Annotated in this window: 20 protein-coding genes, 1 tRNA gene, 3 pseudogenes and 1 riboswitch; of the genes and pseudogenes, 14 read left to right on the forward strand and 10 right to left on the reverse strand. The window is 55.0% G+C overall.

What is annotated here, in order from left to right:
• The first annotated feature begins 15 nt into the window (after window positions 1-15).
• Window positions 16-1,473 (forward strand): protein adenylyltransferase SelO, encoded by a 1,458-nt coding sequence (locus MELB17_RS09080; protein WP_007349902.1) that lies wholly within the window; start codon window positions 16-18, stop codon window positions 1,471-1,473.
• Between the two features lie 99 nt (window positions 1,474-1,572).
• Here the strand turns inward: MELB17_RS09080 and MELB17_RS09085 are convergent, their stop codons facing one another.
• Entirely contained in the window at window positions 1,573-3,087 is a 1,515-nt protein-coding gene (locus MELB17_RS09085) for a fumarate hydratase (protein WP_007349903.1), read from the reverse strand.
• Window positions 3,088-3,290: 203 nt separating this feature from the next.
• Here MELB17_RS09085 and MELB17_RS09090 point away from each other — a divergent pair, with 203 nt between their 5' ends.
• Entirely contained in the window at window positions 3,291-4,064 is a 774-nt protein-coding gene (locus tag MELB17_RS09090) for an enoyl-CoA hydratase (RefSeq protein ID WP_036184238.1), read from the forward strand.
• A 17-nt stretch (window positions 4,065-4,081) separates the two neighbouring features.
• On the opposite strand, the gene MELB17_RS09095 is transcribed toward MELB17_RS09090, so the two are convergent.
• Complete coding sequence (locus MELB17_RS09095) at window positions 4,082-4,966, reverse strand: hypothetical protein (protein WP_007349905.1); 885 nt, start codon at window positions 4,964-4,966, stop codon at window positions 4,082-4,084.
• On the reverse strand, window positions 4,947-6,353 hold the full coding sequence (locus MELB17_RS09100; protein WP_007349906.1) for a DNA recombination protein RmuC: 1,407 nt from the start codon (window positions 6,351-6,353) through the stop codon (window positions 4,947-4,949). Before MELB17_RS09100 ends, MELB17_RS09095 begins: the two co-directional genes overlap by 20 nt.
• Before the next feature lie 217 nt (window positions 6,354-6,570).
• On the opposite strand from MELB17_RS09100, the gene MELB17_RS09105 reads away from it, so the two are divergent.
• The 3 genes from MELB17_RS09105 to MELB17_RS09115 are packed head-to-tail and all read left to right on the forward strand — an operon-like array spanning window position 6,571 to window position 9,864.
• Window positions 6,571-7,401: an ATP-dependent zinc protease gene (locus MELB17_RS09105; protein ID WP_007349907.1), complete on the forward strand. Its 831-nt coding sequence runs from the start codon at window positions 6,571-6,573 to the stop codon at window positions 7,399-7,401.
• Window positions 7,398-8,915, forward strand: a complete 1,518-nt coding sequence (locus MELB17_RS09110) for an inactive transglutaminase family protein (protein WP_007349908.1) — start codon at window positions 7,398-7,400, stop codon at window positions 8,913-8,915. Before MELB17_RS09105 ends, MELB17_RS09110 begins: the two co-directional genes overlap by 4 nt.
• A gap of 1 nt (window position 8,916) precedes the next feature.
• On the forward strand, window positions 8,917-9,864 hold the full coding sequence (locus MELB17_RS09115) for an alpha-L-glutamate ligase-like protein (RefSeq protein ID WP_007349909.1): 948 nt from the start codon (window positions 8,917-8,919) through the stop codon (window positions 9,862-9,864).
• Between the two features lie 21 nt (window positions 9,865-9,885).
• Here the strand turns inward: MELB17_RS09115 and MELB17_RS26445 are convergent.
• A pseudogene (locus tag MELB17_RS26445) lies at window positions 9,886-10,026 on the reverse strand (BCCT family transporter); the annotation flags it as partial.
• A 54-nt stretch (window positions 10,027-10,080) separates the two neighbouring features.
• On the opposite strand from MELB17_RS26445, the gene MELB17_RS26450 reads away from it, so the two are divergent.
• Together MELB17_RS26450 and MELB17_RS26455 are read left to right on the forward strand one after the other, a co-directional pair.
• On the forward strand, window positions 10,081-10,191 hold the full coding sequence (locus MELB17_RS26450) for a hypothetical protein (RefSeq protein WP_413540277.1): 111 nt from the start codon (window positions 10,081-10,083) through the stop codon (window positions 10,189-10,191).
• 15 nt (window positions 10,192-10,206) lie between these two features.
• On the forward strand, window positions 10,207-10,359 hold the full coding sequence (locus tag MELB17_RS26455; RefSeq protein WP_227498853.1) for a hypothetical protein: 153 nt from the start codon (window positions 10,207-10,209) through the stop codon (window positions 10,357-10,359).
• Window positions 10,360-10,480: 121 nt separating this feature from the next.
• Here MELB17_RS26455 and MELB17_RS09125 read toward each other — a convergent pair.
• Window positions 10,481-12,081 (reverse strand): annotated as a pseudogene (locus MELB17_RS09125) (BCCT family transporter).
• Window positions 12,082-12,278: 197 nt separating this feature from the next.
• Between MELB17_RS09125 and MELB17_RS25545 the strand changes: the two are divergent.
• The 6 genes and pseudogenes from MELB17_RS25545 to MELB17_RS09150 all read left to right on the forward strand — a co-directional run bounded on the left by MELB17_RS25545 (window position 12,279) and on the right by MELB17_RS09150 (window position 16,673).
• Entirely contained in the window at window positions 12,279-12,740 is a 462-nt protein-coding gene (locus MELB17_RS25545) for a hypothetical protein (RefSeq protein ID WP_007349913.1), read from the forward strand.
• Window positions 12,741-12,775: 35 nt separating this feature from the next.
• Entirely contained in the window at window positions 12,776-13,033 is a 258-nt protein-coding gene (locus MELB17_RS25550; protein WP_007349914.1) for a hypothetical protein, read from the forward strand.
• 155 nt (window positions 13,034-13,188) lie between these two features.
• Window positions 13,189-13,265 (forward strand) — tRNA-Pro (locus MELB17_RS09140).
• A gap of 260 nt (window positions 13,266-13,525) precedes the next feature.
• Window positions 13,526-13,625, forward strand: a riboswitch (glycine riboswitch).
• A 163-nt stretch (window positions 13,626-13,788) separates the two neighbouring features.
• Entirely contained in the window at window positions 13,789-15,021 is a 1,233-nt protein-coding gene (locus tag MELB17_RS09145) for a D-amino acid dehydrogenase (protein WP_007349916.1), read from the forward strand.
• Between the two features lie 248 nt (window positions 15,022-15,269).
• Window positions 15,270-15,545, forward strand: a pseudogene (locus MELB17_RS23720) (GTP-binding protein); the annotation flags it as partial.
• Between the two features lie 423 nt (window positions 15,546-15,968).
• On the forward strand, window positions 15,969-16,673 hold the full coding sequence (locus MELB17_RS09150) for a dienelactone hydrolase family protein (protein WP_007349919.1): 705 nt from the start codon (window positions 15,969-15,971) through the stop codon (window positions 16,671-16,673).
• Window positions 16,674-16,695: 22 nt separating this feature from the next.
• Here the strand turns inward: MELB17_RS09150 and MELB17_RS09155 are convergent, their stop codons facing one another.
• The 5 genes from MELB17_RS09155 to MELB17_RS09175 all read right to left on the reverse strand — a co-directional run bounded on the left by MELB17_RS09155 (window position 16,696) and on the right by MELB17_RS09175 (window position 22,260).
• A complete protein-coding gene (locus MELB17_RS09155) occupies window positions 16,696-17,982 on the reverse strand; it encodes a DUF5610 domain-containing protein (protein WP_007349920.1) in 1,287 nt (428 codons plus the stop codon).
• Between the two features lie 96 nt (window positions 17,983-18,078).
• Entirely contained in the window at window positions 18,079-18,423 is a 345-nt protein-coding gene (locus MELB17_RS09160) for a YdbL family protein (protein ID WP_007349921.1), read from the reverse strand.
• A 113-nt stretch (window positions 18,424-18,536) separates the two neighbouring features.
• The gene (locus tag MELB17_RS09165; protein ID WP_007349922.1) at window positions 18,537-18,752 is read right to left on the reverse strand and encodes a YnbE family lipoprotein; all 216 of its coding nucleotides are present in this window, start codon (window positions 18,750-18,752) and stop codon (window positions 18,537-18,539) included.
• A 24-nt stretch (window positions 18,753-18,776) separates the two neighbouring features.
• Entirely contained in the window at window positions 18,777-21,626 is a 2,850-nt protein-coding gene (locus MELB17_RS09170) for a YdbH domain-containing protein (protein WP_007349923.1), read from the reverse strand.
• A 25-nt stretch (window positions 21,627-21,651) separates the two neighbouring features.
• Window positions 21,652-22,260, reverse strand: coding sequence for a Crp/Fnr family transcriptional regulator (locus tag MELB17_RS09175; protein WP_007349924.1), 609 nt, complete (start codon window positions 22,258-22,260; stop codon window positions 21,652-21,654).
• A 417-nt stretch (window positions 22,261-22,677) separates the two neighbouring features.
• Here MELB17_RS09175 and MELB17_RS09185 point away from each other — a divergent pair, with 417 nt between their 5' ends.
• Entirely contained in the window at window positions 22,678-23,556 is an 879-nt protein-coding gene (locus tag MELB17_RS09185) for an IclR family transcriptional regulator (RefSeq protein WP_227498847.1), read from the forward strand.
• The last annotated feature ends 320 nt before the right edge of the window (window positions 23,557-23,876 follow it).

The following is a 23,876-nucleotide window of genomic DNA, read 5'->3' on the forward strand; positions in this document are numbered from 1 at the left end:
GGGAATAAAGATTTTATGAGTAGTAACGGTTTTCAAATAGAGCATCGCTACCTCGAACTCCCGGAGAGTTTCTTCACCCGCGTGCAACCCAGCCCGCTTAAAGAAGCAAAAATGGTGTGCTTTAACCAGGACCTGGCGCGGGAACTGGGATTTCACAGTAACAACCCAGCCCAATGGGAAAAAGTCGGTGGTGGCGCGGAACTGCTGGAAGGCATGGAGCCGGTCGCCATGAAGTACACCGGCCACCAGTTCGGCATGTACAACCCGGACTTGGGCGACGGCCGCGGGCTGCTACTGTGGGAAACCATTTCCCCAAACGGCCAGCGTTGGGACTGGCACTTGAAAGGTGCAGGGATGACGCCCTACTCCCGCTTTGGCGATGGCCGTGCGGTGCTGCGCTCGACCATTCGTGAATACCTGTGTAGCGAGGCGATGCACGGGCTGGGCATTGCCACCACCCGCGCCCTTTTTATGGTTAGGGCCAAAGACCCGATACGCCGCGAATCTATTGAAACCGCCGCCGCGCTCATGCGGGTAGCCCACAGCCACATCCGCTTTGGCCACTTCGAATTCGCCGCTCATCACCAGAGCCCGGACACCGTAAAAACGCTGTTGGAGCACGTAATATCACTGCATTTCCCGGAGCTGATCACACTGCCTGAAACCGAGCGCCATCAGCGCTGGCTCGAAGCCGTGGTCGGCCGCACCGCGCGGCTGATCGCCGACTGGCAAACCGTGGGCTTCTGCCACGGTGTTATGAACAGCGATAACATGTCGATTATTGGCGACACCTTCGATTACGGCCCCTACGCCTTTATGGACGATTTTGACGCCGGCTACATCTGCAATCACACCGACGAGCGCGGTCGCTACGCCTACAACCGCCAGCCGCAGATGGGCTTCGAAAACTGCCATTACCTGGCGCGAGCATTATTGCCGGTGATGGGTGAAGATGCCGTACACGAAGGTTTGAAACACTATGAAAGCGCCTACAACACTCGTTTTTTGCAGAACATGCGGAACAAGCTCGGCCTGCAGCAGGACGATGACAGCGACATGCATCTGATTATGGACACCTTTAGCATGCTGCACGAACAGAAGGTTGACTTCACCCGCTTCTTCCGCGGCCTGTCGACGCTGTATGGCCGGGGCCACGGGCCGGTGCGCGACTTGTTTACCGACCGCGCCATTGCGGATGCCTGGCTTGGCCGTTACGAACAAAGGCTGGAGCAGGAAACTCAGGCTCACGATGCCCGGGAATACGCTATGGGCCGGGTAAATCCGAAATACATTTTGCGTAATTATTTGGCACAGCAGGTGATTCTGGAGGCGCAAAACGGGGATTATCAGCCGCTGGAGGAGCTGCTAACGGTGCTAAAGAAACCGTTTGACGAACAAACCCAGTACGAAGAACGCTACGCTGCCCTGCCCCCAGACTGGGGTAAGGGCATGAGCGTCAGCTGTTCCAGCTGAGCGCCTGATGAAGGGGACGGATTTGAAATCCGTCCCCGGTCTGGACTGGGGCGCGCAGGTCTAATCGGGGACAGATTTCAAATCTGTCCCCGATTCAATTTAAACAGCCTTGGCGGCGATGATCTTTTTATGCCACTCGGCCGGGCCAGTCTGGTGCACGGAAGATCCGCGGGAATCCACCGCAACCGTCACCGGCATGTCTTCCACGTCGAACTCGTAAATGGCTTCCATACCCAGTTCCGGGAAGGCCACCACTTCGGCGTGCTTGATGGCTTTTGACACCAGATACGCTGCTCCGCCTACCGCCATCAGGTAAACCGCACCAAATTCGCGAATGGCGTCAATGCCCGCCTGGCCACGTTCGGCTTTGCCGATCATGCCGGTCAGGCCGGTTTTTTCCAGCATGGTGTGGGTGAACTTGTCCATGCGGGTTGCAGTGGTGGGGCCTGCGGGGCCAACCACTTCTTCGCGCACCGGGTCCACCGGGCCAACGTAGTAAATAAAACGCCCTTTCATGTCCACCGGCAGCTCTTCACCATTGTTGATCATGTCCACCATTTTTTTGTGGGCGGCGTCACGGCCGGTCAGCATCTTACCCGACAGCAAAACAGTTTCACCCGGCTGCCAGTCCTTTACGTCTTCCGGGGTAACAGTGTTCAGGTTCACCCGACGCACGTTCTCGCCCACTTCCCAGGTAATTTCCGGCCAGTCATCCAGGCTCGGCGGGGTTTGCAGTGACGGGCCACTGCCATCCAGCACAAAGTGCGCATGGCGGGTGGCTGCGCAGTTGGGAATAATCGCCACCGGCTTGTTGGCCGCGTGAGTGGGGAAATCTTTCACTTTCACATCCAGCACTGTGGTCAGGCCGCCCAGGCCCTGGGCACCAATGCCCAGCTCGTTTACTTTTTCGAACAACTCCAGGCGAAGCTCTTCAGCGCGGTTTGATGCGCCGCGGGCTTTAAGTTCTTGAATATCGACAGGCTCCAACAACGCTTCTTTGGCGATTGCCATGGCTTTTTCAGCGGTGCCGCCAATACCGATACCCAACATGCCGGGCGGGCACCAACCTGCGCCCATTTGCGGGATCATCTTCAGCACCCAGTCCACCACCGAATCTGACGGGTTCAGCATGGCAAACTTGGACTTGGCTTCAGAACCACCGCCCTTGGCCGCCACGTGAATGTCTACGGTGTTGCCCGGCACAATTTTGTAATGAATGATGGCGGGCGTGTTGTCTTTTGTGTTCTCACGCTTACCGTCCGGATCTGCCAATATCGACGCCCGCAGCATGTTGTCCGGATGGGTATAAGCGCGACGCACGCCTTCGTTGATGGCATCGTCCAGCGAGGTTTCAAAATCCCACTTCACGTTCATGCCAACATTCACGAACACCGTCACAATACCGGTATCCTGGCAGATCGGGCGGTGGCCTTCGGCGCACATCCGCGAGTTAATCAGAATCTGCGCCATAGCGTCTTTAGCCGCCTGGGATTCTTCTTTTTTATAAGCCTCGTACACCGCCTGAATAAAATCCTTCGGGTGATAGTAGGAAATAAACTGCAGCGCGTCGGCTACACTTTCAATCAGGTCTTCCTGGCGGATCAGGGTGGTCATAGTCGCCTCATCAACGGTCGTTATAAGAATATATTGGCAAATCAGAAGGCAAAGTTTACCAGAAATTCATCCGCGCGCGGGGTGCGACTGCAGGCCAATTCGCTGTGCCTGCTGATGACTCAAAAGCGTTAAAATTGGTGAAGAATGCGATGAAAAGCAGTTAAGATGCATTGCAAACTAACAAAGAAGTATTGGGAGACACCGTGACAGACCGTATTCTGATTGAGAAAAAGGACCAGGTTTTAATCGTTCGCCTAAATCGCCCAGAGCGCAAGAACGCCCTTACCCACGCTATGTACACCAGCATGGCCGACGCAATCGATCAGGCCGAGGCCGACAAGGACATTCGCTGCATTCTGTTTACCGGCAGCAATGAGTGTTTCACCGCCGGTAACGATCTTAACGATTTCACCAAAGGCTTACCCGGTGATTTCCGCGAGACCCCGGTAGGCCGTTTCCTGTTTGTGCTGGTTAACGCTACCAAACCGGTGGTTGTGGCGATTAACGGGCCGGCGATAGGCATTGGCACGACTATGCTGCTGCACTGCGATATGGTCATGGCAGGCACCAACGCCGGTTTCCAAATGCCGTTTGCCAGCCTTGGCCTGTGTCCTGAAGGTGGCTCCAGCCTTTTACTGCCTATGTGGATTGGCCGCGTGCGGGCTGCTGAACTGCTGATGCTGGGTGGTCGTTTTAGTGCGGAAGAGGCTTTGCGCCTGGGCATCATCAATCGCGTGTGCGAACCTGATGACACAGAAGCAGTTGCCTGGGAGGCCTGTCAGAAACTGGCTGCACAGGCACCAGCGGCCATTCGCGCTACCAAAGAACTGCTAAAACGGCCAAATCGGGAAGCTCTGGAAGAAACCATGCGGGTAGAAGGCGCGCTGTTCGGTGAACGCCTGAAGTCGCCGGAGGCAGCCGAATCCTTTCGCGCTTTTGTAGAAAAGCGTAAACCAGACTTCTCACGTTTTAGCTGAGTCTGCTAAAACAGTACTTAACCGGACACAGGTGGCAACGCCACCTGCTTACCGGCGGCCTGCAGGTTGCGGATGAGACGCCCCAGCGTGCGAGCAATGTCTTCCGCCTGGCCTTGGTTAGCGCCTAACTGAAACAACCGCGAACCGTCCCTTGGGTCATACACCCAGCAAGTGGCCAGGCTTGGTTCGCAATCCCATTTTACCAACGGGCTAATGCCATAAACGTCAATCTGTTGGCTTTTGCGCAGCATGGTGCCTTGCTGACGGGTAATTTGCTGAATCAGCAGGCTGCTGTTGCGTTTTTCAACCTGGTAGCGAATGTCTGCTGGTTGGTCCAACTGCACAATGGCTTTGTCTTCGCGCCAACCTGACACCTGCAAAACACTGTTCAGGTGCATCAATAACGCCTGCTCCTCGCTGTCTGCCAAATACAGCTTTTTCAGATCAGCCGCACTTTGCCCTCCAGCGGCTTCAATGATGGCTGTTCGCGGCTGCAAAGGTGTTGCCGGATTATTGGTCACCGCTGCCAAGGCGCGGTCTTTGCGCAGCTTTTCTATCTCGGTAATGCGCTCCAGCGCCTGTTTGTAGTACTGGCCCTCTTTGCCTGCGCGGGTGACATACACCTCAAGCGAGGCTTGAGCCTCGTTTAACAGATCCGACTTTTGCATCACCCGGCCGCGGTAGAAATAAAAATCCACCGGGCGCTCGCCGTCTAGCTGCTGTAAACGCCCCAGGTATTCGCTGGCGTCGTCCCAGTTTTCAGCGGCCAGTGCTTGCTCGGTCGCCAGCATCAAGCGGCGAATTTCGTGCTCCGCGGGCAGCGCCATAGCACTGCCAGCGTACAACACGGCACACACGACCAACGCCCGGCAACCAGAAAATTTAAACGGTGTTGCTGCCATAACTGTTTTCCTCAATGGATTCGCCGGCGCCCGGCTCAGTGTTCCCTGGCGTATCGGAGACGCTCTTGTTTCGGTCAAGGGCGGGCTCCGAGTCAAAGGCAGAATCAAGGCCAGAGCCGGCTTCAGGGTCGACTTCGGCCTGTTCGGTGACGGCCTTGGGCAGTTCTTTTTTCACCCGCACTCCCAATTCCACAAAGCGGTTGGCTTGTGAAATCAGGTTGCCGCGGCCGCGGGTCAGGGTGTTCATCGCACTGTCGTAGCTGCCCTGGGCGGTGTGCAACTGGCCACCAAGGCGTTCCATAGCTTCTACAAATACCCGCAATTTATCGTAAACTGCGCTTGCGCGTTCCGCAATCAGTCGGGCGTTCTGGCTCTGGCGCTCGTAACGCCAAATGTTTTCGATGGTGCGCAGGGTGGCCAGCAAGGTGGTGGGCGTCACCACAATAATCTTACGCTCAAAGGCTTCTGAAAACAGACTGTCGTCGTGCTGGAAAGCTGCCACAAAAGCCGGTTCAATGGGCATGAACAACAGCACAAAATCCGGTGAACGCAAACCGTTGAGCTGGCTGTAATCTTTATCGCTCAGGCTGCGAATGTGATTGCGCACGGCGTCCATATGCTGCTTCAGCGCCGCATCACGGGCGCTGCCTTCGTCGCTGATAACCCACTGTTGGTAAGCCACCAGCGACACCTTGGAATCTATCACCAGGTTGCGGTTATCCGGTAGGTGCACCACCACGTCTGGCCGCAGCAGTTGGTTATCGCTGTCGCGGTAGCTGCCCTGGGTTTTGTATTCAATACCTTTGCGCAACCCGGACCTTTCCAGCACCCGCTCCAGAATCAACTCGCCCCAGTTACCCTGTATTTTTTTATCGCCTTTTAACGCTCGGGTCAGATTAGAGGCTTCTTCAGTAATCTGCCGATTGAGTTCCTGCAACGATTTTATTTCGCTGCGCAAAGCCTGGCGGTCACGGGTTTCGGTGGTGTGTACCGTTTCGACGCGCTGTCGAAAATCGCTGAGTTGATCACGAAACGGTTTTAGCAGCGTATCCATACTGCTCTGGTTCTGCTGACTGAAGCGCTCGCTTTTCTGATCGAATATACGGTTCGCCAAATTCTCGAATTCCTGTTTTAGCGCATCGCGATTGTGCTCCAGAAGCGCCAGTTTCTCCGCCGCCGACTGGCGCTCATGGGCCAGCATTATCTGCTGCTCTCTTAATGCCAGTTTCAGATCGTTGTAGTCGGCCAGCAAGCGGCGGTTATTTTGCCCGGCACGCTGCAGCAATCCGGCTAATATCAGTACCAGAATAGAAATCGCCGCCATCAGCGAGAGCACAAGCACGGGTTGGTCAGCCACCCATTGGCTGAAGGTTTCAAGCACGGGCATTTACTCCTGCGGTATAACCATTAGAACAGTTCACTGACAAGTTTAACCTATTCATTTGCCATTGTTGCTGACGGGATACACGTCGCCTTAATCATCTGTAAACAAATCGCTACCATGAGTTGCTGTATACTGCGCCCAAACACCATCACACAGTCGTTTCGTGCCGCTGACCTGTCAGTTCGGGCACTTTTTTTGTCATTTTCTTCGGGGGTAGTTCATGGGTTTCAAGGGTTTCATGGGGTCAAAGCCTCGTGGCAACGTCCATTTGGCGCTGCCATTGTTGATGATACTAGCGGGCCTGGCCGGCTGTTCGGCAGATCAGTACTTTATGGTACCCAAATCCAATCTGGAAACCGTGAACACCTCGGTGCAAAACCAGCGGGCGACGCTGGTCACCATGGAAAACAACGCCAAGGTACGCTTCGAGCAAGCAATCAACGATCAAACTGCGTTCACCGAAACCATTCTGCAAGCCATAAGTGCCCAAGTTAAAGCACCAGAATGCCCCCCCGTGCCGAAACAGCAGGCTTGCCCCGCGGCTACCGCAGCCAAGGCCGTGGCCAGTCAGCTCAAAGGCAAACTCATTGTGGGCGAAGTTGAAAAGTTCTTCCTGACCGCAGCAGAAACTGTTTACAACGCCCGTATCGACAGCGGCGCCGAAACCTCTTCCATTGATGCACGAAATATTGTGAGATTCGAGCGCGACGGCAGCAACTGGGTGCGCTTCGATGTGCCCGTACCCGGCAGTGAAGGGCTGCTGACCCTGGAAAAAGAAGTCTCGCGACGGGTAAAAATTCTTCAATCAAACGTCGACGACCCTGAACGCCGGGTGGTGGTGGAATTGCAATTTGTTATAGGCAACCATACGCAAGTGGCCGAATTTACCCTGACCGACCGTTCCCACCTTACCCATCAGGTGCTGATTGGCCGCAACGTTCTGCGCGATGTGATGTTGATTGATGTCGGCAAAGAGTTTGCAACCGAACTGCCCGACACCATGATCAACGGCAACAGCGGCTACCGCGATGCTATCAGAGACACGTTATGAGTACCCGATCGCGCACACCCTTTTACATTGCGATTTTTCTGATTATTGCCACCGGCATTTCTCTGGCCGTATGGCGCCACATTGAACTGGGGATTCCCTGGCTGACCGGCGAACAACGGCCGGTGTGGATGGTAGAGGCGCGGGTGGATTTTGACGCCACAGGCGGCTCCGTGACGGCCGCTCTGAACGTGCCCGATCAACCCCCGGGTTTCCATACCCTGAGCGAACAAGCAGCCTCGCCTGGCTACGGTTTTTCTATTCTGGAACAAGCTGGCACGCGCCGCGCCGAGTGGACCAAGCGTGATGTTACCGGTCCACAAACGCTGTATTACAAAGTCCAGTTGATACCAGACCCAGACGTTCGCAGCATACCCTCCAAAGTAAAACCGGTGGCGCGCACTGTGTTTTGGGAAGAACCCGAAGCCACCGCTGTTCGGGAAATACTGGAGCAGGCCAGGCAACGCTCCAGTAACCCACAAAGCATGACCCGCGAACTGATCCGGCTGATGCAACCAGATACCGGTGCCCAGAACACCACCCTTCTAATTGCCGGCGAAAATTATCTCGACCTACTGGTCGACATGCTGAACTTCTCTGGCATACCCGCTCGCGCCGCCGATGGCCTGAAGCTGGAAGACGCTCGCCGGCGCCAGCCGCTGCTGGCGTTCCTGCAAATTCACACCGGCGAAGAATGGCTGACCTTTGACCCCCGCACCGCTGAACAGGGCGTGCCGGAAGACCTGTTGTTGTGGCGCCAGGGATCCGCGTCGCTGTTGGACGTGGTGGGCGGCGCCAACTCCGAGATAAGCTTCTCTATGCTGCGCCAGACCATTCCCGCCATTCAGCTGGCAGCCATGCAATCTGAAGAGACCGGCCTCGGCTTTCTGAGTTTTTACGAACTGCCGATTGAAGAACAGGGCATGTTCCGCATGCTGCTGCTATTGCCTTTGGGGGCATTAGTGGTGGCCTTCATGCGCATGTTGATCGGTATTCGCACGTCCGGCACCTTTATGCCAGTACTGATTGCGGTAGCGTTTGTGCAGACCACTTTGATACCCGGGCTGGTGGCATTTTTGTCGGTGGTCGCCATTGGCCTGTTGATGCGCAGCTACCTTTCCAGCCTGAACCTGCTGCTGGTTTCGCGGATCTCGGCGTTGATCATCCTGGTAATATTCATTACCGCCGGTTTGAGCGTTGTAGGTTATCAGATGGGCTTTAATACCGGCATGACGGTGACCTTTTTCCCCATGGTTATTATCGCCTGGACCATTGAGCGGATGTCGATTTTGTGGGAAGAGGAAGGCGCGCGGGAAGTCATAAGGCAAGGTACAGGCAGTCTGTTTGTCGCCATTTGCGCCTACCTGCTGATGAGCTCACCGCTGGCCGGACACTTGACCTTCAACTTCCCCGAATTGCACCTGGTTATTCTGGGCCTGATTCTGCTAATGGGTAATTACACCGGCTACAAACTCAGCGAACTGCGCCGTTTCACACCGATGAAGGTGTACGACTGATATGGGCTGGATATCACCGTTTACGCTGAACCGCCTGGGCATGTTGAACATGAACCGGCGCAATGTGGACTATATTGCCCGCTACAATGATCGTTCGGCCTACCCGCTGGTCGACAACAAACTGAAAACCAAGCTGGTGGTGGCCGAATACGGTGTGAAAACACCGCGGCTTTTGCAGGTGGTTCGCCAGCAACACGAAATTTCCCACTTCCGTGAAATGTCCGCGGATTTGGCTGGCTTTGCCATAAAGCCGGCCAAAGGGTCTGGCGGCAAAGGTATCACCGTCGTCACCGGGCGCGATGGCGACGAATTCGTCAAAGCCTCCGGCGCCCGTATTGGCGTGGATGTGCTGGAACGGCACCTGACCAACATTCTAGCGGGGCTTTATTCGCTGGCGGGCGCCTCTGACGTGGCCATTGTCGAAAACCTGGTGCAGTCCACACCGGATCTGGCTCGCTATTCGTTTCAAGGCGTTCCAGATATCCGTATTATCGTGTTTCAGGGCTACCCGGTAATGGCCATGCTGCGGCTTGCCACCAAAGCGTCAGACGGCAAGGCTAACCTGCACCAAGGCGCTGTAGGCGTGGGGCTAGACATCGGCACAGGGAAAAGTCTGAATGCGGTTCAGTTCAATCGCCCCATTCTTCTGCACCCGGACACCGGCTTATCTTTGGGCAATATCCATATTGTCGCCTGGGATGAAATGCTGGAAATGGCCTCCCGCTGCTATGAAGCGACCGGGCTAGGCTATATGGGCGTAGACCTGGTGGTGGACGTGGACGAAGGCCCGCTGCTGTTAGAGTTAAACGCGCGCCCCGGGCTGGCAATTCAAATGGCCAACGGCTGCGGCCTACTGCCGCGCTTGCGTGCCATTGAAAATCTGAAACGCCCCCACTTCACCCCCGGTGACCGCGCTCGCTTTGCGATGGAAGAATTTCACAAACGCTAGAGCACATCGGCATTCGTGCACAAGCCCGGCACTGATCGAAACAGCCTGAATAGCTCCGAGTGCATCATCACCACCGCCGAATATCAGCACAGCGGCGATTGCGCCTTCCATCACCACCCAGAATACACGCTGGGCTGTGGATGCATCGGTTTTGCCACCGGCGGCTCCGGTGGCAAAGGTATATTCGTTATCCTGCGGCGAAAGGGCGAGAACTACATGAAGGCCTCTGGCGCTGCAATCACAGCCGGTGCGTTGGAGCGACACCTCTCGAATATTCTTGCCGGGCTCTATTCATTGGGCGGTGCACCTGATGTTGCCATTATCTAGCAGGGACCGCTGCTGCTGGAGCTCAATGCTCGCCCCGGGTTGGCAATCCAGATGGCGAATAGCCGGGGTCTCAGGCCGCGGTTGCAAAAAGTGGCGGCGCTGCGAAGACCGCACTATTCGCCCGAGAAACGGGTCAAGTATGCTATGGCGGAGTTTGGATATTTATAGCAATGGGCTGTAATAAAACTGGTTGCAACAAAAAAGGGGCCTCTGAAGAAGGCCCCTTTTTTCTTTGAACGTTACCGGTATTGGCAGTGAAAAGGGCCGGCTAATCGCCGGCCTTCCTTGGTTACGTCATTTTGCCTTCTGCAATCAGCAGGCGGCGCTCATGGTTCAATCCTTTCATCAAGCTATAGCACATCCCCAACAGAACGAACGTGAACGGCAGACCAACACTGACCGCGCCGGCTTGCAGCGCGCTCAAGGCATCTGCGCCGCCCACAAACAGCAATACGCCTGCAATCATGCCTTCCGTAACCGCCCAGAAAATACGCTGGGCTTTGGGGGCATCGATTCTACCGCCAGAGGTGATGCTGTCGATAACCAGCGAACCTGAGTCCGATGATGTCACGAAAAACACCAGAACCAGCACTATGCCCATGAAGGAAGTAATCGCGGTAAAGGGGATATTTTCAAGCATCTGAAACATGGCCAGAGACACGTCAGTCAAGCCGTCGCTCGCAAGCGTGCCCACGCCTGCCTGAATTTGCGCCAGGGCGCTGCCACCAAAGGTGCTCATCCAGACAATACTGATCACGGTGGGGACCAACAAAACCGCAATTACGAACTCGCGAACCGTGCGCCCCTTGGAGACCCGGGCGATAAACATACCGACGAAGGGTGACCAGGAGATCCACCATGCCCAGTAGAACACCGTCCAGCCATGGAACCAGGTGGTATCTTCTTCACGACCGAAGGGGTTGCTCAGGGGCAGCATGTTGCCAACATAGGCCGCAGTGGTGGTCCACATCTGCTCGATGATTCCCAGGGTTGCACCTGCGAAGAAGACAAACGCCAGCAACAGACCAGCAATGATCATATTGATGTTACTCAACAGCTTTACGCCGCCGTCAATACCGCGAATGACGGAAAGGGTGGCAATGGCCGTAACACCGGCAATGATGCCAACCTGAACGTTGAGACCGCCCTCGATCGCTTCGGGAAACAGAAAGGCCAGACCGGCTGCTGCTTGCTGGGCACCGAAACCAAGGGAGGTGGCAAGACCGAAGATGGTTGCCAGAACCGCAATGATATCGATGACGTTGCCAGGCCAGCCCCAGACACGGTCACCCAGGATCGGGAAGAAAGCCGAACGGATCGTCAGGGGAAAGCCCTTGTTATAGGTGAAGAATGCCAGGGAAAGACCTACGATGGCGTAGATTGCCCAGGGATGTAGACCCCAGTGGTACATGGTCGCACCCATGGCCAACTTCGCGGCTTCCGGTGTATTGGGCTCAACGCCCAGCGGGGTGCCATACCAGTCGGTGAGGTAAGCCACCGGCTCGGCCACGGACCAGAACATCAGGCCAATGCCCATGCCGGCCGCAAACAGCATCGCAAACCAGGACATCCGGGAGAATTCCGGCTTGGCGTCCTGACCGCCTATACGGATTTTACTGACCGGCATGACGATCAGAGCGAGACAGAGAAGAACGAAAAAGTTTGCGCTGAGCAGAAAGCCCCAGTCGAAAATTGCGATAGCACCGTTTTGGCGCTAGCAAGCAATTCCCCTGATGCTGTGGGGAAAATCAGTGTTCCTACGACAAACAGGATGATAAGCAGCGCTGTCACCGGGAACACAACGTTGTGTATGTCAAAACCAAACTTCGCAATGTTGTCTTGTCCCACCACGTAGTCGGTTTGATAATCGTCTTTAGCAATGTCGCCCACAGTGGAGCCTCCTTCATTCATTGAACTACATTAAACATTATTGAACTTCGTCAGTTTGTGCGGTTAAATCGGGACTCTCAAAAGTTACGAGAGCATCAGTTTATGGTTTTGTGCTCCATATATCAAAGTCATCTCCCTGCCCATAGAGGGCATAAATCAACCTCCCAACCCTCCACTCGCCTAAGGAGGCCCGCTTAATGCCCAAGTTAACGAACCCGGTACCTGTTCGTTACACCGTCTACATTCTTTGTGTTGTGACCTTTTTCATGTCGCTTCCGTTATCTCTGATCTACACGCCAATGGCGTTTGTCACTGCCCTCACGGGGCTCCTGAGCATGCTGGGGACCTACGATCTGTTACAGCGTCGCCATACGATTAGCCGCAACTACCCGATTATGGCCAATTTCCGTTATCTGTTTGAGGCTATTGGCCCGGAAATCCGTCAGTACTTCATTCAGTCTGACACCGACGAACGACCGTTTTCTCGCGAGCAGCGCACCATTGTGTACCAGCGTGCAAAAGACATTCTCGACAAGCGCCCGTTCGGCTCTCAGCTGAATATGTATGAGGAAGGCTTTGAGTGGATGAGCCATTCACTGGCCCTAGCGGCGTTGCTACTTAAGACCCGAGACGCGGTGAAAAAATCGATGTACCCCTGAAAAGCGATCGGGTTTACAACTTTCATAAAAACACCTTGGAAGCCCTGCAAAATCTGCTGCAAGCGGGTGGGCTGAACCACCCCTCCGAGCTAGGCCCGGAACACATCATTCGCCGGGTATCGAAAACCCAGGTCAGCTCCTATCTGGACCTGTTTCCGTTTATCGAGCCTGGAGCGCTACTGAAAGGTGACACCGGCCTGACCGTATTCAACAAGTACTGGGGAGTATCCAGTCCGGATAGCTTCGCTCCACCCGAATTCGTGTCCAAACTGCGGGAAACCAAATTACGTTAATGCGCGCTAAAACCCACACAATTTCGCCGGTTGGTGTTTCTTTTTGGAATCTGCTCGTGTAATATTCTGTCCCGCTAAGCCACTGAGATTCCTCTTTAAGTCTCAATGGCCGGTGCCACCAAAACATCGTTTTGAACAGGCAGAAATTAGCAAATCGGGGCGTAGCGCAGCTTGGTAGCGCACTTGCATGGGGTGCAAGGGGTCGTAGGTTCAAATCCTACCGTCCCGACCATATTTCAACAACTTAGCTCGGTGCCGGAAGGTCCGGGCTTTTTTGTTTCTTAAAATAGCTCTTCTCATCACCGTTTCGCATCCCTTTTGTAAGGAACGACTAAACCAACCGGCCAAGCTCGTTGACGCTGTCGACTGTCAGACGTAAATCGGGCTTGTAATGGATGAAGTCCTGAAGCAACATCATCGCTTGCTTCAATCAATGCGCAAAACAAGCCTGTTTTTTTTGTTGCGCACCAAACTGACGTAAACTACAGATGATAGGTGTTAGCGGGAGAGACTGTGCCACACAGCTGTGTGGCCGGCGCCGAAGGAGCAACTGCCCCGGAAACTCTCAGGCAAAAGGGACCGCTAACACGATAACTTTCCGAAGAGCTGCCGATGACTGCGTCACTCGGCACACCGAAGGAGCAAGCGGCCGGTTTCACTGAACCGGCTCGTGAATCTCTCAGGTCCAGAGACGGAAGGGGTGCTTCTACCATGTTGGGTAGACAGCTAACCGTGGGCGCTCTCTGGAGATTGTTATGAAGCATATTGCAGTTATTGGCGGTGGTATCACCGGTATCACCACCGCTTACTCTCTGGCCAAGCGCGGCTTCGACGTCACCGTTTACGAAAAGCATCGTTATGCGGCTATGGAAACGTCTTTCGCAAATGGCGGTCAATTGTCGGCGTCCAATGCAGAAGTCTGGAACAACTGGCAGACCGTGATCAAAGGCATGAAATGGATGTTCCACAGCAATGCACCGCTGCTGGTTAATCCCAAGCCCTCCTGGCACAAATTGAGCTGGTTTGCCGAGTTCATGGCGGCCATTCCCCAGTACGAAAAAAATACCACCGAAACCGCCCGCCTGGCGATCGCTGCCCGTGAGCATCTGTTTTCATGGGCAAAAGAAGAAGGTATCGATTTCGACCTGAAGGAACAGGGCATACTGCACATCTATCGCGACAAGGCCGGCTTCGACCACGCGGCAAACGTCTCGAAATTGCTGGCAGCAGGAGGTCTGGAGCGCCGGGCAGTCACGCCCGATGAAATGAAGGCAATCGAGCCCACCCTGGCCGGCACCTACTACGGTGGCTTTTTCACCGAAAGCGATTCCACCGGTGATATTCACAAGTTTACCAGCGGCCTGGCAGATGCGATCCAGCGCCGCGGCGTAAAAACGTGTTATGGCCACACGGTTACCGAGCTGAGTGCAGATCAATCCCATGCCTGGGTAACGTCTTTTGATGGCGAACAACAAATTCGTAACACCTTCGATGGTGTCGTGGTATGTGCAGGCGTTGGCAGCAGGGATCTGGCTGCGAAACTGGGCGACCGCGTTAACATTTATCCGGTGAAAGGCTATTCCATCACGGTTGAGCTGGACGACGAAGCTTCCCGGCAAGCGGCGCCGACCGTTAGCCTGCTGGACGATGCCACCAAGCTGGTCACCAGCCGGTTGGGCGATGATCGTTTCCGCATTGCGGGCACAGCAGAATTCAACGGCTACAATCGCAACATTCGGGATGACCGCATTCGCCCACTCACCCGTTGGGTTGAGCAATGCTTCCCCGGGGTCTGTACCCGGCGCGTTGTGCCCTGGGCGGGACTGCGCCCCATGCTTCCCACCATGATGCCGCGAGTCGGCCCGGGTCGCCTGCCAACGGTGTTCTACAATACTGGCCATGGCCACTTGGGTTGGACGCTGTCACCCATTACCGCCGAGATGCTGGCCGAAGCCGTTGAAACGGCGCCTGCTTACCAGGAACGCTGAAACAGCATTCGATCCCGGGCGGTTTTTCAATCTTGCTATGAAGCGATGTATAGGACAATCACCTCACCCAGGTCACGCCGACATAACGCACTTTTATAAATGAACGTAGACGTGCGAATTCGCCTACCGACTCGGTAGGCGAATCCTCATGCCCCATCAAAAGTATTGTCAATACGGGAGTTGCCCTATCCTTACCACTGACTTATGACATGTTATAACGTTATTAATTCTTATCAGAAACAGCGGGGATTTATAAAAAATACTGGCAAAAACTGCCCGTCACCGTTCTATCGGGCTTTCTTGGTGCTGGCAAAACCACGGTTTTGAGCCACCTGCTGAATAATCGGGAGGGCCGTCGGGTGGCAATGATTGTCAACGACATGAGCGAAATCAACATTGACGCCAGTGCCGTGAAAAACGAGGTGCAATTAAATCGTAGCGAGGAGAAGCTCGTTGAAATGAGCAACGGCTGCATCTGTTGCACCCTGCGTGAAGACCTGTCGCTGGAGGTACGCAAGCTAGCTGATGTATGACTCTCGACGAGCGTCGATTGCTGCTCTCCTGTGACTTTCTTTCGCCCGCTAATCCATGAACATTGATGCTATTTATTAACCCGAAACACCAAATTCGCCGTTACCGGCACGGCACCTTCTACCTGAATATAGGGCCGCAGGTCTGCGCTCAAATCGTGTTGGGTCACCAGTGGAAAGCGTATTTCAGCGTGGCCAAACACAGGCAAAGCACAACCATAAACCATAAATAACGCATAGCGAGATCCGGTTCCATCAGAGCACTAATACCTGCAATGATGGACGAACACTTCGAAGCTAGCCGTGGTGACCAACGTATTCGCAGAATAATTCAGTCGAACGCCATATTTTCCATATTTCACAGGCATCTGTTTACAGGCGCTTAATGTTAACCGGCATCTATTGAAAGGCATCGAAATGACATCAAAAAAATGGATTACGATTTCATCCGACGATAAAAACACGTTTTCCGGCTACCTGGCATTGCCACCGGCCGGAACAGGCCCTGGCCTGGTGCTGATTCAGGAAATATGGGGAGTAAACGATCACATTCGTGCCGTCGCCGAGCAGTATGCGCTGGACGGCTTCGTGGTGCTGGCACCGGATGTGTTCTGGCGCCAACAAACCAGAACCAATCTGGGCTATACCGAAGCGGGCACCGCCGAAGCGTTTGAGCTGATGAAAGGCACCGACTTCAGTCAGGCGGCAGAAGACGTTGTGACCGCCATTGAACATCTACGGGGATTGTCGCAGGTGTCTGGCAAGGTGGGCGTGCTTGGTTTTTGCATGGGCGGGCAGCTGGCCTATCGGGCTGCCGCCAGCGGCATGCCAGACGCCGCTGTCAGCTATTACGGTGGCGGGATTCAAAACCATCTGGACGTGGCCGGGCAGATAAGCCAACCCATATTGTTCCATTACGCCGGGCTGGACGGCTTAATACCGGCCAGCGCCGTCGATCAGGTGCGCAAGGCTTTTGACGGCCAGAAACACGCCAGCATTCACAACTACGAGGGAGTGGATCACGGCTTCAACTGTTGGGGGCGACCGGCTTACAACCAGCGTGCGGCGGCGTTGGCCCGCGGCCGCACGCTGGTATTTCTGGCTCAGCACCTGGCAGGCTGAGCTGAGCTGGGTTGAGCTAAGATTAACCGGGCTGCAAACCGTTGAGGATGGCGCCAATGAATTCGTCCATCATCGGGCGATTGCTCGTCGCGCTTTTGTTAATCGCATCTTGCTGGTCATCCAACATTCTCTGCACCAGATCATTCAGGGTGGTGGTATCAAGGCCCTTGTCGATGCCACCCTGCCCCAGCTCGCGAACATCCTGAGCCAACCCGGCCAACGGCCGCAGCTGGCTGGCCAGTGACGGCTGGCCAGATGTGGACTCATAGGCCGTGGTTGATACTGTGCGGCTGGAAGACAGATTCAGGCTAAAACTGGCCAGTTCTTCGCCGCCCAGGTTCAAGCCCCGTGCGGATTCAAACGCGCCCTGAACATCGCCGCGGAAAAACTGCCCGGCAACGCCCTGCGCCTGTTCCAGCAAGCCGGCAATGGCTTCACGTTCGCCACTGTCCAGGTCACCTTCCACACTGAACGAGTAGCGCCCGGCGGAAGCATTGACTGCAGTCAGTGAATTCGACTCACCGCTCTCGCTGCTCGTTGAACGGCTTTGAACCGCTGAGTAACGGTCCTCTTCCATCAGAATGGACACTTTGTCGCCATCGGCAGTGGTCACTTCAAAACGGAAGGCGCCGCGGGAGGCGGACTCAACCTGCATACCGCTGCGGCTAACCGCCTCGACACCGCCAGCGGGTGCCGGCTGGCCCAAAAAGCGCTCGGCGAGTTTATCCAAGCCGTTCTGAATGCGATTGAAGCCGTCATCAATCTCGCTGGCCAGCTTAGGATTCATCAACCCCAAGGCTTCAATTTGCTCACGGGCTTCGCCGTAGCCTTTTTCAATACCAGAGCGGGCCTGCTCCATAAGATTAGCCAGGCGTTCAGGGTCGGCTCCGGCCGCTGCTTCCTGTTCCAGCCTCAGCTGAATAAAGCTCAGTACAGTGCCCGCCACGTCCGCGGCAGACGGCGGCTGAAAACCACTGCCAAGATTGCGCGCTGCGCCGCCGCCGGGGCCTTCAAGCTTGCCCAGGCTTTGCTCCATCTGCTGCTGCAAGCGCGAACGCAGCACGTTGATGGCATCTTCAGGCGTGCGAATAACCCGGCGCTGGGATTTGCTGGCAGATTCTGTGGCTTTCGCTTCATCACCGGCCTGGCCGTTATTTACCTGGCCAGAGAACGGGGCGTCACGGCGTTGCGCCTGTGCCTCGTTGGTGGCGCTTGATTGAGACGGCGATTGAGACCGCGACTGAAGTGATGGCTGTGATGATGACTGTGGTGATGACGGCGAAAGCGGACCGTATAAAGGCGAAACCATGGCAAAAACCCTCGTTCAAACGTTCAAGCTGCAATTCACAAACAGCCAAATCTGTTACAACGGGTATCGGCGCGCGGCGCTCAAACTTTAACCGGTTTATTTTTGTACCCAGCGGCCACCCATTTCGATGTATTGCCCGGCTGGAGTTTTCTCAACCGCTTTCTGGCCCGCCACAGCTTCCACTTTTGACACTGCAATGCCGTTCTTCTGGGCAATGCCTGTGTACGCTTCGCGACGGGCATCATTGATGGCCTCTGCAATATCGCGGGCGCGGGCATCAGACGTCACCGGAGCCAGGTAACCCGACGGCGTTTCACCTAACAAACCCTGGCTTTTTGCAGAATCCAGAGCATTTTTGGCTTCGTCGAGGCTCATGGCAAACGCCGGAATGCTCAGGCTCATCGTTAGCAGCAAGGCAGCGATGCGCTGGTAAATAGTCATATTCAACTCCTTGATTATCAGGTGCGTACACTCTTTATTCTCAGGTACGCACACTCTCGATTGTTTGGTACGTGCGCCCGTTATCGTCGGGTGTTTGTAACAGGGTTGCGAACTCAGAACAGGCCTTTTTCACTGAACAGCTCGTCCACATCCTTATCGACCTTCACGTAAATTTCGTGCTGAATTTTTACGTTCAGGTTGACCGTAATCGGCTCTTGGGGTGCCTGCACCCGCACCGTGGGCGTGCAACCAGACATCACGGTGGCCAGCAACAAGCCCGCAAGCATCGCCGTTAGCGGGCGAAAAACATTCAAACCAACACACGTCATAATAATATGCTCCTTTATTACCACTTACTTTATCAGGTCTTCCGCGGCTTCGCGCTCGCGCTTTTTAAGCAGCTTTTTCACCCGCTCGGCCACCGCATCTGTCACCCGGCCGCTGAGTTGCAAGCTGGTCAGCAAGGCGGGGATATTTTCTTCAATATTAATATTCAACACCACAGCACGGCCATCACCCACCTCCGGGCTGTTGCCTTGCAAATGCAGGCCCAGCAACAAAGTGCCGTTTTCGTCGTAATCAATATCGCTGCTGAGAGCGGAATAACGAAAGTTTTCCAAAGCTTTCGACACTAACTCCATAGTTTCGTTTTTTCGCCCCAGGGCGCGCAGCCGTTCCGCACTCAATTGCAGCTGGCCACCCGGTTCCAACGCACCCAGGCGGCCACGTTTCACCTGTACACCCGTGGCTGGGTCTATCACTAGCGGTATGGTACCGCTGAGCATGCCGGTGCCGGCCAGGCCCTCTGCCGGGTACACCCGTAACAACTGCGCCAGATTTAAGCGGTCCAATTCCAGCGGCACGGTGACCGGAGCTGAGGCCAAATCCCAACGGCCCGACGCGATGTTCAACTGCCCACCCAAGGCGCCGGCATTGGCCTGGGTTAAGGTAAGCTGCCCCGCCATTGGCTGTTGTGCTGGTGCACGGTAATCCCCGGCCAGGGCAATGGGTCCTAATGGAATGCCGGGATTGATCTCATCCAAGGTCAACTGCGATGTCGATACCTGAAATTGGTCAGACTTCAACGTGGCTTCAACGGTGCCATTCATGTTGCGCCATGCGGTGCGATCCCAGGTACCACCAACGTCCAGAAACACCAGTTTGCCATCGACAACCAACGGTTGGCCGGGCAGCAGCTGTGCGTTCACGTTGGCACTTATAGTGCCGCCGCTGGCGTCAAGCAGTTCCGGCCAGGCCACAAGCACCCGCCCCAGGCCGTCAATTTCCCGCTTGCCGCTCACCCGCATTTGCGCGTTAACACCAACGGCCTGTGCGGCCGCGCTGCCATAAGGAACTTTCAGGTTGATATTAGCGGAGGTACCGCTGTTCGCTTTGGCTATTCCCGACCATTGAAGGCCATTCGTATCGGTTTTCGTTTTGCCGTTAAATTGCCAGCCTTGCGTCAGCAACTGAGGATGTTTTATCTGCTTGACGCTTATATCCAAAGGTCCGCTAAATGACAAGCTCTCCAACGTCGCCGGGGCGGTGTTGAAGCCTGCCGTCAGGTTATTGCCAGCCAGTGCCAATTGCAGATTTTGTAGCTCAAGCGCCTCGGCATTATCGCCGCCCAGCGATTTAACCTGAGTGGCGGAAACCCGGGACGATTGGGCGAAGATCAGATTCGCCTCTGTCGATGTCAGTTCACCGCTCATCAACAGAGCCAGTTCGGGCTTATCAATACGCCACTGGCCAACATCCAGCCGAGCCAGATTTGCTGTAAGCCGGGTTTGGGCCAGTTGCACCTGCCAGGGCGCCGAAGTAGAAATCGCCAAGTGGGCATCAACGTTAAGATCAGCCGCGCCGCGGCTGCGCAGGGCGACCTGCAGCGGAAGCGGCGCATTCGTTGCATTTTTGTTTGCACCCGTTTCATTTGCGCCAGACAGCGCAGATGCCGTTGCAGGTAAAGCAGGGGCCGGGCGTAAAGACAGTTCTAGCTGTTGCGGACGCAACTGCGCAGGCAATGTCGCGGCCCACTGCGCTGGCTGCGTTAGTACCAGGTCTGCGCTTAGGGTTTGTGGTTGCCATTTGCCCTGGTTAAGCGCCAACGCCAGCGCAAGATCTCCCTTTATACTGCCCAGGCCCGGCACCGGCCAGGGCTGTGGCACCCGGGCTTCGGCATTGACCGTGCCTGTCGCCTTCGCAAAAGAACTCTGCCGTGGCCCCTGAAAATCCCAACGGACGTTCACCGAGCCCTGCTCTGGCTGGGCAAAACTCGCCTCCTGGGGCAACGGAGTCCAGCTCTGAACCCAGGCTATCAGCCACTCTGCGTTGGGCAGCTCCGGCACAGCGAGGGACCCTTGCCAGTGTACTTCTGTGTTCGACTCAAGCGGGCGGTAGCGGGTTTCCAGGGTCAGGTTGCGCGTATTGTCGATATCGACGGTTGCTGACATCTGCAGTCCCTGCTCACCGGGTGCAGCACTATCCCTGCCAATCAAGGCACTTCCTTCAATCAAAGCATCTTCTTTGACTGAAGCAGGCCCTTTAATCGAGGAGAGTTCTTTAATAGAAGCGAATTCTGCAACAAAATCGACCCGATGCCCTTGGTGCTCCAGCGACAAACTCGCGTTTATAGGTAAACCATTGTCTGTTTCTTGCGCGCTTTGCTGAATATCCAAGGCACCTTGCAGCGAGCAGCGGCCGCTGGCACAAGGAAGAATGGCCTGAAATTGCTGGACACGAACGCGTGAGGGCAGCCACGGAGGTAGTTGAAGAGGTAGTTGCGGCGGCATGTGTTCAAATACGGAGAAAGCGGGTGTGGCAGAAGGGGCATCAACCGCTGACGCAGGCTCGATCGCAACAATATCGAGTTCCAGTTGCTGCGCGTTCACAGTATTCAACTGCGGCAACCCGTTTTTCCACTGCCACTTACTGCCGTCTCCCCAGTGCCAGCCCAGGGTGATATCGCGAGCGTCTATTGTAAGACGGCGTTCAGGGCTTAGCTGAATAACCGTCAGTTCAGCGACCGACACGCCGTGCAAACCCAACCGGGTACCCTGCCACTGAACCTGCTCAATGTTGTTCTGTGCCAGCATCGCTTCCCAGCTGTGCTTCACCCAAAAAGCACCTGCCCACAAAGCCAGCAACGCAATCAATAGCAGAATAATCACCCGCGAACGGGTTTTGTGTTTGCGCCCAGCGTTCATGCGGAGCCCTTCCCTCGTTTGTCCATCACAGTATGTCGATGCGGCCCCGCGCCAGACGCACCCGATTTTTACGCTCCAGTTCTTTCAACAAACGGCTAACCACCTCCCGCGCGGTGCCCAGCTCAATGGCCAGATCCTGATGGGTAATCAACAGCGGGCTGCGCTCGGCCCGCGCCTGTAGCCATTCGTTCAGGCGCTCATCCATGCGGCGAAAAGCCACCTCCTCCACTAATAGCATCAAGTCATCCAAACGGCGGCCATAAGATTCCATAATACCTTGGCGAAAACCGTCAGACTGGTCCATCAACCGGTCGAACAACGGCCGCGGCACCATGATCACTTCGGCTTCGTCTTCCACATTGGCTTCTGCGCGGTAGCCAAAGCCGGTCATCAGGCAGCCGATAGACAACGTGCAGATATCGTTCGCGCCCATGCGATAAAGCACAATGCTGTTGCCGGAAGCGCCGGTCATCTGCACTTTAACAACCCCGCTGAGCACCAGTGGCAAGCCTTGGCAGCGCTCGCCGGGATTGAACAGAACCTGGCCGGACGGGAAGGTCATCACCTGGGTCTGCTCTGCAAACTGCTGCCGTAGCTGGGGCGCCAAGGTGTGCAGAATACTGTGTTGCGACATAAATCCTTCCTGGGTTTTGGGTGCTCACCGCAGCGCTGGCCTAAAAGACAACGCGGCAGGAGCGTTTTGAGCATTGATGTGTATTGCCGGACGCGGCCCTTCTCTCTCAGGGCCTGAAGACCGTCTTCTTTTTTATGATAGCCCGCATCGGCCAAGGAATGCTTCACCTCCCAGGCAACCCGGATCCCCTAAGAAGACGGCTCTCTGGAGGCGCCCAGGTGGTGTTTGCGGAAATCACTCAAGCTTTGATGTTGTCGTTTTTAACCACTTTGTCTTCTTTTCTTGCCCCTACTTCGGTTTTTTTGACCTGTTAATGTCAGATTTCCCAGTCATTCCGATGCTATCTTATTAACTGAGATAATCTTATCAACATGTGGTAAATATGAGTTACTGGCGAATATCCGCCCAGTAAAACAAATGACTCTAGTAGCCAAATTAACCATGACCACCGAAAACAATCAGACTAAAGTTCGGCCGTTCACGTCCAGCACAACGCTGGCGAAAGCCTCCCTGCTTTTGCGCACGGTTGCGAAAATCTTCCCGACCGGAGGCACCTTGTCCCGCATTGCCCGGGAAGTGGGCATGAACACGGCCACTGCGCATCGTCTGCTGACGGCGCTGGCCCATGAAGGGTTACTCACCTTTGACCCTTACGCCAAGACCTATCATGTCGGCTTTGAGCTGCTGCAAATTGCCGAGTCAGCACAAGCGGTGGCACCGGATTTAAAGTTACGTCACCACCTGCGACCGATGCTGGCCAGTATTGCGCGGCGCACCGAAGAATCCACCTACCTTTCCATACTCGCCAATCGCGATTCCGTGTGCATTGACCTGGCCGAAGGCACGTATCCGATCAGCGCCAATACCCTAGTGGCAGGCGCGCGCAGACCTCTGGGCGTAGGTGCGGGCGCCATGGCGCTGCTGGCTGCTTTGCCTCTGAAGGAAGGTGACCAGATGGTGATAAAAAATCAGGAGCGCTATGAACGCTACTCCGGCATTACCCCGGCCGAGGTGGGGTACGGCCTGAGCGAGTGCCGCCGATTGGGCTTTGCGTTTAACAACGGGCGTATTGTGCCGGAAGTCGCGGCGCTTGGGGTGGCTTTCAGAGTGCCGGACAGCGAGCATCGTGTCGCTATCAGTGTTGCGTCCGTGGTGTCTCGTATGCACGCCGAGCGCCGGCAACTCGTTATCGACGTCATTCGAGATGAGATTCGTCAGTGGATCTCGCAAGCGGTGGATCACCGGGCATTTAAAGGAAGCTGTGTTGGGAGCCGTTTCCACCGTTCGCTTGAGTAAGCCCTATATTTCGCTCTGCAAACTAAAGATTTGCTTTGTAGTTCTTGATTTCACAAAACACTATTTTAAAATAAAATATAACTCATTGTTTTTTAATAAAAAAATAGAATTATTTGAATAATTATGCGCAAATTTACTTATTTCTAATAAATTATTTTCTCAATATACAATAAAATAATTCATCAATTTAAGAAAATTATTGACTAGGGTCAGTACTACGGTCTACTTTTAATTTTGCACTGTCTGCCCCACGGTTTTTTGCTGTGGCATTGCATCCAATGTCGGGCTGGCAGAAAGAGTTCACGGCCATAAAACAATAA

Source organism: Marinobacter sp. ELB17, from assembly GCF_000169375.1.
Classification (GTDB): domain Bacteria; phylum Pseudomonadota; class Gammaproteobacteria; order Pseudomonadales; family Oleiphilaceae; genus Marinobacter.

Excerpts from the sequence above, each read along its gene's own strand:
- MELB17_RS09080 (WP_007349902.1), top strand. The coding sequence starts at position 16 with ATGAGTAGTAACGGTTTTCAAATAGAGCATCGCTACCTCGAACTCCCG.
- MELB17_RS09085 (WP_007349903.1), bottom strand. The coding sequence starts at position 3,087 with ATGACCACCCTGATCCGCCAGGAAGACCTGATTGAAAGTGTAGCCGAC.
- MELB17_RS09095 (WP_007349905.1), bottom strand. The coding sequence starts at position 4,966 with ATGGCAGCAACACCGTTTAAATTTTCTGGTTGCCGGGCGTTGGTCGTG.
- MELB17_RS09100 (WP_007349906.1), bottom strand. The coding sequence starts at position 6,353 with ATGCCCGTGCTTGAAACCTTCAGCCAATGGGTGGCTGACCAACCCGTG.
- MELB17_RS09105 (WP_007349907.1), top strand. The coding sequence starts at position 6,571 with ATGGGTTTCAAGGGTTTCATGGGGTCAAAGCCTCGTGGCAACGTCCAT.
- MELB17_RS09110 (WP_007349908.1), top strand. The coding sequence starts at position 7,398 with ATGAGTACCCGATCGCGCACACCCTTTTACATTGCGATTTTTCTGATT.
- MELB17_RS09115 (WP_007349909.1), top strand. The coding sequence starts at position 8,917 with ATGGGCTGGATATCACCGTTTACGCTGAACCGCCTGGGCATGTTGAAC.
- MELB17_RS26450 (WP_413540277.1), top strand. The coding sequence starts at position 10,081 with ATGAAGGCCTCTGGCGCTGCAATCACAGCCGGTGCGTTGGAGCGACAC.
- MELB17_RS25545 (WP_007349913.1), top strand. The coding sequence starts at position 12,279 with ATGCCCAAGTTAACGAACCCGGTACCTGTTCGTTACACCGTCTACATT.
- MELB17_RS09145 (WP_007349916.1), top strand. The coding sequence starts at position 13,789 with ATGAAGCATATTGCAGTTATTGGCGGTGGTATCACCGGTATCACCACC.
- MELB17_RS09150 (WP_007349919.1), top strand. The coding sequence starts at position 15,969 with ATGACATCAAAAAAATGGATTACGATTTCATCCGACGATAAAAACACG.
- MELB17_RS09155 (WP_007349920.1), bottom strand. The coding sequence starts at position 17,982 with ATGGTTTCGCCTTTATACGGTCCGCTTTCGCCGTCATCACCACAGTCA.
- MELB17_RS09160 (WP_007349921.1), bottom strand. The coding sequence starts at position 18,423 with ATGACTATTTACCAGCGCATCGCTGCCTTGCTGCTAACGATGAGCCTG.
- MELB17_RS09165 (WP_007349922.1), bottom strand. The coding sequence starts at position 18,752 with ATGACGTGTGTTGGTTTGAATGTTTTTCGCCCGCTAACGGCGATGCTT.
- MELB17_RS09170 (WP_007349923.1), bottom strand. The coding sequence starts at position 21,626 with ATGAACGCTGGGCGCAAACACAAAACCCGTTCGCGGGTGATTATTCTG.
- MELB17_RS09175 (WP_007349924.1), bottom strand. The coding sequence starts at position 22,260 with ATGTCGCAACACAGTATTCTGCACACCTTGGCGCCCCAGCTACGGCAG.
- MELB17_RS09185 (WP_227498847.1), top strand. The coding sequence starts at position 22,678 with ATGACTCTAGTAGCCAAATTAACCATGACCACCGAAAACAATCAGACT.